The 12,606-nt window shown below is 31.1% G+C and carries 10 protein-coding genes; 2 read left to right on the plus strand and 8 right to left on the minus strand.

The genetic code is table 11. The annotated features are described in order from the left end of the window. Nucleotides 1-112: 112 nt before the first annotated feature. Both K6T82_RS10370 and K6T82_RS10375 read right to left on the minus strand, forming a co-directional pair. A complete protein-coding gene (locus K6T82_RS10370) occupies nucleotides 113-1,513 on the minus strand; it encodes a sensor histidine kinase (protein ID WP_223705864.1) in 1,401 nt (466 codons plus the stop codon). Between the two features lie 3 nt (nucleotides 1,514-1,516). Next, nucleotides 1,517-2,179: a response regulator transcription factor gene (locus K6T82_RS10375; RefSeq protein WP_223705865.1), complete on the minus strand. Its 663-nt coding sequence runs from the start codon at nucleotides 2,177-2,179 to the stop codon at nucleotides 1,517-1,519. 200 nt (nucleotides 2,180-2,379) lie between these two features. On the opposite strand from K6T82_RS10375, the gene K6T82_RS10380 reads away from it, so the two are divergent. Then, nucleotides 2,380-4,521 (plus strand): LTA synthase family protein, encoded by a 2,142-nt coding sequence (locus tag K6T82_RS10380; protein WP_223705866.1) that lies wholly within the window; start codon nucleotides 2,380-2,382, stop codon nucleotides 4,519-4,521. 97 nt (nucleotides 4,522-4,618) lie between these two features. Here the strand turns inward: K6T82_RS10380 and K6T82_RS10385 are convergent, their stop codons facing one another. Further along, nucleotides 4,619-5,617 (minus strand): zinc dependent phospholipase C family protein, encoded by a 999-nt coding sequence (locus K6T82_RS10385; RefSeq protein ID WP_223705867.1) that lies wholly within the window; start codon nucleotides 5,615-5,617, stop codon nucleotides 4,619-4,621. Between the two features lie 173 nt (nucleotides 5,618-5,790). On the opposite strand from K6T82_RS10385, the gene K6T82_RS10390 reads away from it, so the two are divergent. Then, entirely contained in the window at nucleotides 5,791-6,741 is a 951-nt protein-coding gene (locus K6T82_RS10390) for a hypothetical protein (RefSeq protein WP_223705868.1), read from the plus strand. Nucleotides 6,742-6,744: 3 nt separating this feature from the next. Here K6T82_RS10390 and K6T82_RS10395 read toward each other — a convergent pair whose 3' ends face one another. The 5 genes from K6T82_RS10395 to fabG all read right to left on the minus strand — a co-directional run bounded on the left by K6T82_RS10395 (nucleotide 6,745) and on the right by fabG (nucleotide 12,548). After that, on the minus strand, nucleotides 6,745-7,710 hold the full coding sequence (locus tag K6T82_RS10395; protein ID WP_223705869.1) for a YeiH family protein: 966 nt from the start codon (nucleotides 7,708-7,710) through the stop codon (nucleotides 6,745-6,747). Nucleotides 7,711-7,784: 74 nt separating this feature from the next. Continuing rightward, nucleotides 7,785-8,681 carry a LysR family transcriptional regulator gene (locus tag K6T82_RS10400; RefSeq protein WP_223705870.1) on the minus strand — a complete coding sequence of 299 codons (897 nt, stop codon included), beginning with the start codon at nucleotides 8,679-8,681 and terminating at the stop codon, nucleotides 7,785-7,787. A 2-nt stretch (nucleotides 8,682-8,683) separates the two neighbouring features. Then, the gene (locus K6T82_RS10405) at nucleotides 8,684-9,532 is read right to left on the minus strand and encodes a BRO-N domain-containing protein (protein WP_420828329.1); all 849 of its coding nucleotides are present in this window, start codon (nucleotides 9,530-9,532) and stop codon (nucleotides 8,684-8,686) included. 93 nt (nucleotides 9,533-9,625) lie between these two features. After that, on the minus strand, nucleotides 9,626-11,653 hold the full coding sequence (locus K6T82_RS10410; protein ID WP_223705872.1) for a hypothetical protein: 2,028 nt from the start codon (nucleotides 11,651-11,653) through the stop codon (nucleotides 9,626-9,628). Nucleotides 11,654-11,801: 148 nt separating this feature from the next. Further along, nucleotides 11,802-12,548, minus strand: a complete 747-nt coding sequence (fabG, locus tag K6T82_RS10415; RefSeq protein ID WP_089050753.1) for a 3-oxoacyl-[acyl-carrier-protein] reductase — start codon at nucleotides 12,546-12,548, stop codon at nucleotides 11,802-11,804. Between the last annotated feature and the right edge of the window lie 58 nt (nucleotides 12,549-12,606).

A 12,606-nucleotide genomic window follows, 5' to 3' on the forward strand; every position in this document is an offset into this window, starting at 1 on the left:
TCGGTTGCAAATATAATAGATAAATTAATTAAAAAGCAATTATTATTTTAACTTAACGATAGTTTATTGTTAAAAAACAGCTGGAAGCCCTTTTGGTATAATAATTTTGAAATTAATTTAACGAATTATCAAATTCATTAAAAACCAATAAAACCTTCGTTCCTTTTCCAATTTCACTTTCGATTTTAAATTTAATCTGAAGCAAATCTGTCATTCTTTTTACAATAAACAAACCAAGTCCTGTTCCTTTTATTTCACTATGATTTAAAGAATCAGACCTAAAAAACGGATTCATAATCGACTCTAAATCTTTTCTTGCAATTCCGATTCCCTGATCCTGTATAGTGCAAACTATTTTATCCTTTTCTCTTGCTAAAGAAATAGTAATTTTTGTTTCATTATTGGAATATTTAACAGCATTTGAGATAATATTTCGCAAAATTGTGACCGTTAGATAATGATCTGAATAAATACTAAACTCTTCTTTTGCTTCTAACGACACATTGAGTTTCTTAGCATTTATTTTTTCCGCATTCAAGGTTAAAACATCCAAAATCGAAGCATTTAAAAATACATTTTCTTTAACAATATTTTGCTTTTGATTTTCAAAACGAGCCATCAAAAGTAATTGATCTACTAAAGAATTTAGATGGTCAACTTCATTAATACAATAATTTATTTTCTCTTCATACTCTTTGCTATCTCGAGGTTTACGTATTAGAACTTCAAGTGTTCCTTTAATTACAGTAAGAGGTGTTCTCAGTTCGTGAGAAGCATCAGAAGTAAACTGTTTTTCGCGCTCAATTGCATCTTCAATTCTGTTCAACAAATTATTGATTGTTTTTGAAAGCGTAAACAATTCATCCCTTGTTTTTGGAAGCGGGATTCTCGATTTCAAATTGTCTTTTGTAATAATTTTTGAAGTATTAATAATGTCATTTATTGGCTTTATACTTCTTCCTGCATAAAATCGGGCTAAGAAAAACAATATTAAAAGAATAATTGGAAAAGTAATCAATAATGTACCCATCAAATTATCCAAAACTTTTGAAGAATCCGAAAGCGACATGGCAATGATCAAATATCCAATTTTCTTCGATTTTATATGAAGAGGAACCTGAATCTGGCGAATTTTATTTCCTAGTAATTTGGTATCAAAAAGCTGAAAATGTTCTTTACTTTCATGAAAAACCAATTTCTCATTCTTTAAATTGGGAGACTTTTCTAAGATTTTTTTATTCAAATCTAAAAACTGGACAAAAACAGGATTTACATCAACAGAATTATGTTCTCTTTCCTCCCACTCTTCTGCATCCATATAGATAATTTTGCCGTTTTCTATTTTAAGTTCCTTTAAATGATCGGCAATTTCGATATTCAAATTTTCGTCAATATGATTGTAAACCGTTAATTTTACAATGAAATAAATTGCTGAAAAAACAACCAAGACCAAAAGTCCAGTTCCAACAATATAATTTAAGGCAATTCGATTTTTAAAAGATAATGATTTCATGTATTAATCATTGGCGATATAACCAATTCCGCGAATAGTTTTTATATAATCTTCTTCAATTTTAAGGTTTAATTTTTTACGAATAGCATTCATAAAAACATCGATAACACCTGTATCGTATTCAAAATTGATTTCCCAAACATCTCTCAAAATCTGATTTCTAGTACAAACTTTACCTTTATTTTCAATCAGATAAGTCAATAATTCGAATTCTCTTTGTGTCAATGAAATTTCTTCATCGTTTTTTAAAACGATATGTTTAGACAAATCAATAGTTATATTACCAAGAGTTAGAACTTCTGTTTTAATTTTGTTTCTAAAATGAACTTTAATGCGTTCTACAAGTTCTTCAAAGCTAAATGGTTTCTTAATATAATCGTTTGCACCAGCTTTTAAACCCTCGATTGTTTCCTGAACAGTATCTTTTGCAGTTAAAAATATAATAGGTGTCGTTTGGTCTTTAATGCGAATGGCTTTGCACAAATCCAAACCGTTTATTTTTGGGAGCATCCAATCTAGAAGAATCAAATCGAACTTCTGATCCTGAACAAGCTCAAACCCCTTAGAACCATCATTGGCTGTAGTTATCTGATAGCCTTCTTCTTGAAGACCTTGCTTTAAAAACTGGACAATTCCTACTTCGTCTTCAACTATTAAAATATGCATGTAATCGTATTAATTAAGATTAGGATTTCATTTTACACTTCAAAGATAGAGAATTTTGAAGTTGAAAATTAACGTTTTAATTCATGAAATAAAGGAAACCAGTATCTTAAGCAAACTTTAAGATAACGTTAAGTAAGGTAAAAGTCTAACTTAATCTGACGTTAATGATTCGTAGATAATTTTGTAAAAAATTAAATCAGATGAATTTTTACAAAAAATTTTCGCCTTTTTACAATCTTGCAATTCTGTATTTTATTGTAACCTTTACGCTTAGAATCGTATTATTCTTCCATCCTATAACACAAAGCTCTTTTACTATTGCTGAAAGTTTTAAAATTTTCACATTAGGCTTATTATCAGACTTTTTTGTTTTTGTTCTAGCTTCATTTATTCTTTGGCTCTATCTTATTCTTATATCCAATTCAAAATACAATAAACCATATGGTTATTTTATACTTGGAGGTTTTTTATTAGCATTACTTTATGTAGCGTCCGGAAAAAGCATTTTTGATGAATATGGTGGTGCTTTACCAAAAATAGTTTTAATTTTCATTTCGATCAAAACTGCCTTGTTTTCACTTTTTCTTTTCGTTCCAAAAATTCGAAACAAGGCAAGATTATGGCTTTTTGCTTTTGCGGTCTTCTTGTATGTTTTGATAATTCTTCAAAACGGAATAAGTGAATTTTTCTTTTGGAATGAATTTGGCGTAAAATATAACTTCATAGCTGTAAATTACTTGATTTACACCAATGAAGTAATTGGAAACATTATGCAGTCTTATCCTGTAATTCCAATTTTTTCTGCATTGTTTATCATAACTGGAATCATTACTTTCTACATCATTAAAAAATCAAGAAACTATATTGATGAGATTCCAACGTTTTCTGAAAAACTAAAAATTAGCATTGTTTACGCAACATTATTTTTTATTTCTTTATTGGCTGTTCCTGGATTGGCAAAAACAGAAAATTCTAAAAATATTTTTGTGAATGAACTACAGGCAAACGGCGTTTACAAGTTCTATCTGGCTTTTCAGAATAATAAACTGGATTATTTCAAATTTTACAAAACGATTTCAAACCAAGAAGCATTCGCTCTTTTAAAGAAACAATTGCCTACAATTTCAGGAGACAACACCTTAAGAGAAATAAAAAATGATTCTTTGGAACAGCGTAAAAACGTAGTCCTGATCACTGTTGAAAGTTTAAGTGCAGATTTCATGAAAATGTACGGCAACAAACAAAATATTACACCGTTTTTAGATAGTCTGGCACAAAAAAGTTTATTGTTTACCAATGTTTATGCAGCTGGAAATCGTACAGTACGAGGGCTTGAAGCTGTTACTTTATGCTTGCCACCAACGGCAGGCGAAAGCGTAGTTAAGAGAGAGGACAATAAAAACAAATTTTCTACAGGATCTGTCTTTCTTAAAAAAGGTTACAACGTGAAATTTATGTATGGCGGAGATGCATTTTTTGATAATATGCAGGATTTTTATTCTGGAAACGGTTATCAGATTATTGATAAATCTAGTTTTGCTCCAAACGAAATTACCTTTTCTAATGTTTGGGGAGTTTGTGATGAAGATATGTACAACAAGGCAATCAAAATCATGAACACTGAAGCAAAACAAAACAGACCGTTTTTTAATCATATCATGACGGTAAGCAACCATAGACCTTTTACTTATCCAAACAATAAAATTGACATTCCTGGAGATATAAAGTCTCGTGATGGTGGTGTAAAATATACAGACTTTGCATTACGTCAGTTCTTTAATCAGGCCAAAAAACAATCTTGGTTCAACAATACTGTATTTGTAATTGTAGCCGATCATTGTGCCTCAAGTGCTGGAAAAACAGAACTCCCATTAGATAAATATAGAATTCCGGCTTTAATTTACGATCCAAGTAGAAAAGCTCAAAAATGTAATACATTAATGTCTCAAATTGATATTATGCCAACTTTATTCGGGTTGTTAAATTTTGATTATCAAAGTAAGTTTTTCGGACATGATGTTTTTCAATCCGATTATAAACCAAGAGCTTTTATTGCCACTTATCAGGATTTAGGATTGATAAAAGACAACGTTTTAACGATTCTTTCTCCAAAGCAACAAATCAAACAATTTCAATTAAAATTAAAACCAGAAAATGGTCTTTCTCCTGAGTATCAGATTCATTATGATGAAATTTCGCTGAAAACAGAAAATAAAGATTTAGTAAATGAAACGATTTCTTATTATCAATCAGCTTCCTATGTTTTAAAAGAAAAAGAATATCAGCTTAAAGATTTAGATTTAACTGCCAAACATGTTAAGTTATACGCCAAACTTCGCTAATCTAAAGAATAAAAAAGCCTCAAATTTTTACTTGAGGCTTTTTTAGTTAACAAGTCAACTTGAACTTGAAATCATAAAACTTGAAACAAACTAATATTTAGTCGTTTTGATTTTTCATTCCGAATAAGTTTCCTTTTTGGTATGCTTTTAAATCTTCTTGTAAAAATTGGAAGTTTCTTTGTGTAACTGCAGGCGCATCTAAATCGCTTAAATCTGGTTTTCCTGCATTTACCCATGCTGTGTACCAGAAACTCGCTGTTGCAGTAATTGCCTTCTTCATCTGACTTTCAACCATTCCGTTCAACTCAGCATGCAATTTTGCAGCATATTCATCAGTAAATTTAGCAGTATTGTATTTCGTTTTCACAATTTTACCTTCTGCATCAACTTCAAAAACTTTATTTTCAGGAGTTGCAGTTCTTAGTTTTTTATCTATGTCCAATAATGGCTGCGCAAAGCTGTGAGTATCATTAATCATGTCCCAAATTGCTTTATGAACATCTGAATAATACTGAGCCTCAGGAACATTAAATTTATAATTTTTAGCAAACAACTCAGGCAATCTACTTTCCCAAAGAGAGTGAATTCCTTTTTGGTCAGTCAATTGTCCATCGTGATTTTTTGAAGTATGCAAAGGCATGTGAGCATCACCAATATAATGTCCTAAATCTGCAGAAAGAAATAAGATTTCAGCTCTGTTTTTTTCTTTAAACGCTTTAGTCAACTTCGCCATCATGTCTTCAATATACCAAGGCAAAATACCATTATCGCTTAAGAATTTAGCATCATATTTTTGCTTTGCCTCTTCCAACGTCTTAGGATAAGTGTCCGCAGGGCCAAAGTTTTCCATGTCAAAATAATGTCTCGGACCTTCTTCTTTATAATTTAAAGCATACTTACGGATATCTGGTACCGAAGCTTCTTGAGTAATAAAATCAATGTGATTGTAAAAAAATATCTGTAGTTGTTTTGGTAAAGCCATTACAGCAGCTTTGTTAATACGCTCATGGCCTACAATTCCCCATGATACAGTAATAAAGCCAATAATTAAAGCACCGAAAGCAATTAATTTTGGTCTCATTTGGATTTTTTTCATTTGTTTTTTTATTAGAGGGAGCAAATTTAGTTTTAATTAAAGAATACGCAAAAAATACTATCATTAAGATTAGGCTAATTTAATATTTTGAGTTTTTCGCTCTTGGAAATACTATTATTTTAAATTAACAATAATTTTCTTTATACATTTGTTTGTATAAATAATACAACTTTATGCGCCAGATTACCTTAAACATATTTCTATTAATTTCCGCTCTTTCTTTTGCACAAGAGAATGATTTACAACTTAAAAACGTCAGCGATACTATATTAAATCCAAAGAGAATTGTAAAAATTTCAGATCCTTTAAACGGCGAGAAAACGATGCAAAAGCTGTTTCCTGGCAATTTGTATCATCTGGCTGACAAAAACACTTTTATAAGCTGGAAATGTAAATCGTGTAAACCAATGCCTTTCCTGGATGTAAATGGCGTAGAAGGTGATCAAATGTTTCCTTATGCAGAGGGTGTAGCCACAAGACTTATAGCCAATATTGATTATAAAGATTCAAAAGGAAATGAGTTTAAAATTTTAGCTTTCAATCATTCCGTTCATGATGAAGACGGACTTCAGACAGGTCGATTCTCTGGCGGATTGTTAGGTGTCGCAAAATTCGCAAAGAATAATAATGTCTGGGAAATGAGATCTTTTCAGCCTGCAATTGCTGCATTCGGAGCTTTTGCACGATGTCCGACTCCTAAATTAGTTGAAATTGGAGAAGATCAATTTGCTTTTACTTTAATACATGCAAATGGCGGAGCTGGAGGTGCTTATGAAGGTTATCTATATCTTGTAGCCGGTTTTGGAGGTCAGTATCAGCCAATTATGGAAGTCAATAATTACCAGCTAACCAATTCTTCATTTATTTCTTGGTCAGGATCTTATAAGATTGTAAAAGATGACTCTAAAAAACATTTTAGGGATATTATTATTACCACAAAAGGAGCTTACAATATAGAAGCAAGAGCAGAAGATGATTTTGATGTAGAATTCCCTGAAGAAATAGCGACGATGACAAAAACCAAAAAATCATTTAATTTTGAGATTGAAAGACACTTCTCATTCAAAGGAAAATTCTACAAAATGATTGATAAACCAATTGTCAAATTTTCTAATATAAAATAAGTTTTAACTTAGACAAAGAATTGACAGCAAAGCGAGAACAGCTATAAAAATCCAAAGAAAAACACCTTGAAGTAATGGCTTTACTCCTACCGCTTTTAAAGTAGAAAAGTTTAAAGTTGCTCCAATTAAAAACAAAGTAATGGTCAAACCAATCTTTGCGATACCAACAATATGAGCTGAGAAAACAGCTGTTGATGGTAAATACGTATTGATAAGCATTGCCAAAATAAACAATCCAATAAAATATGGAATTTTGATTTTTGTATTCTTGTTTTTAAAAAGAAAAGCCGTTAAAACAGAAATTGGAATAATCCATAATGCTCTTGCCAATTTTACTGTCGTTGCCACCTGTAAAGCTTCTGCACCGTATTTATTAGCTGCACCGACTACAGAACTCGTATCGTGAATAGCGATAGCACACCACAAACCGAAATCTTTTTGAGATAAATCTAATTGATGTCCAATAAAAGGAAACGCAAACAAAGCAATTGAATTCAATATAAAAATAACGCCCAAAGCAACAGAAGTTTGATTTTCATTTGATTTGATTACCGGTGAAATCGCAGCAATAGCACTTCCTCCACAAATAGCGGTTCCGCAAGAAATTAAATGAGAGGTTTTCTTTTCTGTTTTAAGCCATTTACCTAATAGAAAACCAAATATTAAAGTAGCAAAAATGGAAACGATGGTCAACAAAAAACCTTCTTTTCCAGCAGAAACGGCACTTGTTGCATTCATTCCAAATCCTAAACCAACAACAGAAAATTGCAGTAAAAAAGTAATCGCTTTATGATTGAATTCGATAAATGGATTTCCGAAAATATTCACAATTAGAACGCCCAGCAAAAGTGCTATCGGTGGAGAAATGATTGAAAATAAGCATAAAATAATTACGGCAAGAAAAAGTGCTTGTTGTAAAGAATGATTAATTTCAAATAAATGGGCTGTTGTTTCTTGTTTTGTTTTCAAAATAATGGGTATTGATATTACTTTGCAAAGTTCTATCGTTTATTTTGAAAACGCCAATCGTAAATTACAATCGACTATAACTTCAAGTTATAATGAGAAGCTAAATTTTGAATGAATAATTCTGACAAAGAATCAGATTTGCCTTGTAAAGTAATGATGTAAAAATATCTCTCAATTGACAAATTCTCTACATCCAAAACAATTAATTCTTTGTTTTTCAACTCCTTACTTACGGCATGAATGGACATAAAAGCAAAACAATCTGAATTCAGCAAATAAGACTTTATACTTTCTGTACTTCCTAATTGCATTTCAATTTGCAGATCATTAAACTTTAATCCTGCTTTTTTCAACGCAAATTCTATAACCTCAAGTGTTCCTGAACCACGTTCACGTGTAATGAATTTCATTGATTTTAAATCGTTTACCGAAATTTCATTTTGTTTTACCAAAGGATTTTTATTACTACAAACTAAAACCAGTTCATCTTTAAGAAACGGAATGTATTTTATAGATTGATTTTTAGATTGTCCCTCAACAATTCCGATTTCAATTTCTTTATTGATTAAAGCATTTTCGATTTGCTCTGTATTTCCATTCAGCAAATTGACTTTTATGTCTTTTTGCTTTTGATGAAAACTTGCCAAAACTGGCGAAATAATATATTGAGAAATCGTTGTACTTGCTCCTAACCTAAGTAAACCTTGACGATCTTTGTTGAAAGAGCTTATTTCAAAATCTATTTCACGATAGATATCGAAAATACTCTTAGTATATTTTAAAAGAATTTTACCAGCTGGAGTTAAAGCAATTTTAGACCCATTTCGTTCAAAAAGTTTTGTCTTGTAAGTTTCTTCTAATTCTTGAATGTGTTTAGAAACTGCTGGCTGAGTAATATATAATTCCGTTGCCGCTTTAGTAAAATTAAGGCGGAGCGCAACGGTATAAAATACTTTTAGCCTGAAGTCCATTTTTATTTATTATCTAGATTTTTGTCGATACTTTTTTGTTGTAAAACATCTTTTGCATTTAAAGATGTTATTACTTTTTTTCCTGTCTTAGATTCTAATTCTTTCATTGCTACTTTTGCAACATTTCCACCTTGCTGTGCCACTATCATGTTATCTTCAAAACTTTCAGGAGTTGTTGCTTTAGAAATATCTGTAGTCGAGGCCTCTGCTAACATATTTAGAATAAGCTCCGTATTAGTCATATTATCTCGAAGATTCTCCTTTTTAAGTCCTTTAAGTATTTTATACTCTTTGGTTGTTTTTCCTGACCAAGCTTTAGAAATAATATCTGTTAAAGTAGCAAACTGAACTCCCTCCTTTAATCCTCTATTCTTCCATTCATTAGTCAGCTCTTTTCTAATCTCAATACTTTTAATTCGTTGATTAATCCAGCTTTCAGAATATCCTAAATTCAAATATTGTTCTAGCGCTCTATCAATTGAAAGTTCAGGATCTTGCATTTCATCTAATCGCTCAGATGCAACCTGAGATAGCCATAATTTAAAAGGTTCTGCTTTTGATGAAGGAATAGATTGAATTAAACGAAAAACCTGCTCTGTATCTGCGACATCAGTCATTCGCATTTTTCCATCGGCTGCTTTCATTTTCAAACCGTGACAATTCGTCACGGTTTCATTTCCTTCTGCTTTTAAACGTTGTTTTAATTTACGCCAATACGCCGAAGAATCAATACTTTCAGTTAAAACACTGATAATATCAACTATTGAAAAATACCATTTTTCCTCCTCTTGATCCCAAATGGTTCTAACTTTTTTCTCTTCAAACAACTGTATTCCCTCCATCTGTTTCATATTTAAGTTATATAAAACTTCATTTTCAATTTATATCTTTCTGTTACAAGTCCAAATAAAAAAACTTATCTCTTTGTCACTTTATTCTTTTTTTTAAAGCAATCCATTATATTTTCGAACAAACCATTCAGTAGTCAATAAAACTGCAATCAAAATCAACAACCAAACCCAATCAATAATTGGAGTCTTGCTTGAAATATTTTTTTCAATAGATTTATATTCTTTGCTTTCTAAAAGTGTATTAATTAATTGATCTGCTTGATCTTCGAAGAAAGCTTTTCCACCAGTTTGTTGTGCTAATTGATTCAATTTCGGAACATCTGGGTTTACAAATTGTTTTTCGATATCAAAATCTAAAATCTCAAAATGACTTGCATATGAAGTATTAGAATTCAATTCTTTTACTGTAAAATTATATTTACCAGCTGGAAGTCCTTCTAAATTAGCAGAGAATGAATTACTTCCTTTTAATAAATCATAATTCTTTGTTTGCTTTGTGGCAGCATTTACAACCGTAATGGTAAGTCTGGCTTTTTCATCAAACTCGTAGTTTTTATTAAAATATTGAGCATTGATAATGATTTCTTCTCCGGAATTATAAAAACTTTCGTGTGTTACTACCAAAGATTTTTTTGAATTTGTTGAAGCTAGATATTGAATGATTTTATCAATGAAAACATCATACTTCTCAAAAGACTGATTATCTATATGACTTTGCAAACGCCATTTCCAGCTATTTTCTCCTAAAAGAAAAGCCGTTCTTTTTCCTTGATTTTCAGCGAAAGCTAATAATGGAGCATTCGTCGAAACATTTCTGATTTTTGAAGAAAGTAAAACAGATACATTTCCATTACTACTAATGTTTCCAAATAAATTCTGCAACGGAGGGAAATTTTCAAATCCGATATTATCAATGGCAAACAAATTGAAATCAGGATGAAATTCGTTTAAGAAATCTTCGCGTTGAGCACTCATTTTAAAAACCAAATTGTTTTGCTGTTGATTTAGAAAATTAAAATCGGTATTGTTTCCGGTAATAATAAAGGTATTTATTCCTTTTTGCTTACTGTTATCAAAAACAGCTTTAAAAGCAGTTGTTGGCTGATACAGAACCAGAACAGAAACATCTTGTAAATCACTAATTTGATTAGGTTTAACTAATATTACTTTACGTTGTGCATTGACTTCTATTGAACGTTTTAAGGCTGCAATATCTGGATGATTTATAGTAGAAACAATCGCAATAGTCGATTTTTGATCGATAATTTCGACTGCAAAATTTTTGATGTTATTATAACTGTTCTTCTCTTTTGCAGAAGATTGAATACTGGCTTTATAAATTTGCAAACCTACTTTATCTGCAGGAAGAAGTAAATTTAGAGAAGCAGTTTTCTTAGAAGGAGAAAATGAAACTTTCTCTTTTGCTACAACGGCATTTCCTTGCGAAATGGTAAATTCTGCATTTGTTGTTTTATCTCCCGCATATTGCAGAAAAACTTCAACTGGAAATTTATTTTTATGAAAAGCGTATTTATTTACGTTTAACTGATTGATTTTTAAATCAAGAAAAGTGGTTGTATCTCCCACAACCAAAGGATAAACTTTATTGACAGGATCGAAGCGATATACATAATCGTTTCCTGTAGTTTGATTTCCATCAGTAATAATAACTGTTGGAAAAGTCAGATTTTTATTGATGCTTTTTAGATTTTTGGCTACTTCATCTAAATTGGTTTGATTTCCTTTGAAATCAAATTTGTCTGAAGTTTTAAAATCATTATCAAACTGATAGGTTTGAATATCAAATTTTTCTTTTAATGCGGGATTTGAAACTAGTTTTTGATATAACTCGACCGTCTTTTTATCTGATTTCAAAGCCGTTATTGAACTTGAATTATCAACAACAATTGGCAAAGGTGTCTTTGTTATTTCTAACGAGTTTTTAGAAATAATCGGATTTATCAATAAAACCAATAATCCGAAAATGGCAAGAAAACGTAAAAAAGCCAAAAGTACCATCACATTGGATTTACTTTTGGCTTTAAAAAAATATTGAAAGTACGACAAACCACCAGCAATTACTAAAGAAAGCAATAATAAAAGAATCGTGTTTGTAGTCATATTTAATTAGTATTCAGTATCAGTTTACAGTCGTCAGATTTAAAAAGTCAAATAATAATTTGACTAAAAAAGTGTTCAGCTTTATCTAGAATCAGAATAGCCTGAATACTAAAACCTTTGAACCCTTGTAACTTATAACCTCAGTACCTTAGGTTAGCATTCCTCCACAAACGTTAAGAACCTGACCTGTAACGTATGCACTCATATCTGAAGCTAAGAAAAGACAAGCGTTTGCAACATCTTCAGTTGTTCCTCCTCTTTTCAACGGAATGCCTTCTCTCCATCCTTTTACTACATCTTCGCTTAATTTTGCAGTCATTTCAGTTTCGATAAAACCTGGAGCGATTGCGTTGCAACGAATGTTACGAGATCCTAATTCAAGAGCTACAGATTTAGTAAATCCGATTGCACCTGCTTTAGAAGCTGCATAATTAGTTTGACCTGCGTTTCCTGAAACTCCAACAACAGAACTAATATTAATGATAGATCCTGCTCTTTGTTTTAAGAAAGTTTTCTGAATCGCTTTTGTCATATTGAAAACCGATTTCAAATTCACATCAATTACTTGGTCAAAATCTGCTTCAGACATACGCATCAACAAATTATCTTTTGTGATTCCGGCATTATTGATCAAGATATCAACAGTTCCAAAATCTGCTAAAACAGCATCAACAAAAGTCTGAGCTTCGTTAAAATCTGCTGCGTTAGATTGGTATCCTTTCGCTTTTACTCCTAAAGCATTCAATTCTGCTTCTAAAGCTTCTGCAGATGCTGCAGATGAGCTGTATGTAAAAGCAACATTTGCTCCATGTTTAGCAAAAACTTCAGCAATTCCTTTTCCAATTCCACGGCTTGCACCAGTAATAATTGCAACTTTTCCTTCTAGTAATTTCATATTAAGGTATTCGTTTTTATTTTTTGAAATACAAATATAGGGTATTTGGGCGTTTAAT

The organism is Flavobacterium potami (assembly GCF_020026915.1).
Taxonomy (GTDB): domain Bacteria; phylum Bacteroidota; class Bacteroidia; order Flavobacteriales; family Flavobacteriaceae; genus Flavobacterium; species Flavobacterium potami.

Coding starts and splice junctions, on each gene's coding strand:
- K6T82_RS10370 (WP_223705864.1), bottom strand. CDS start 1,513: ATGAAATCATTATCTTTTAAAAATCGAATTGCCTTAAATTATATTGTT.
- K6T82_RS10375 (WP_223705865.1), bottom strand. CDS start 2,179: ATGCATATTTTAATAGTTGAAGACGAAGTAGGAATTGTCCAGTTTTTA.
- K6T82_RS10380 (WP_223705866.1), top strand. CDS start 2,380: ATGAATTTTTACAAAAAATTTTCGCCTTTTTACAATCTTGCAATTCTG.
- K6T82_RS10385 (WP_223705867.1), bottom strand. CDS start 5,617: ATGAAAAAAATCCAAATGAGACCAAAATTAATTGCTTTCGGTGCTTTA.
- K6T82_RS10390 (WP_223705868.1), top strand. CDS start 5,791: ATGCGCCAGATTACCTTAAACATATTTCTATTAATTTCCGCTCTTTCT.
- K6T82_RS10400 (WP_223705870.1), bottom strand. CDS start 8,681: ATGGACTTCAGGCTAAAAGTATTTTATACCGTTGCGCTCCGCCTTAAT.
- K6T82_RS10405 (WP_420828329.1), bottom strand. CDS start 9,532: ATGAAACAGATGGAGGGAATACAGTTGTTTGAAGAGAAAAAAGTTAGA.
- K6T82_RS10410 (WP_223705872.1), bottom strand. CDS start 11,653: ATGACTACAAACACGATTCTTTTATTATTGCTTTCTTTAGTAATTGCT.
- fabG (WP_089050753.1), bottom strand. CDS start 12,548: ATGAAATTACTAGAAGGAAAAGTTGCAATTATTACTGGTGCAAGCCGT.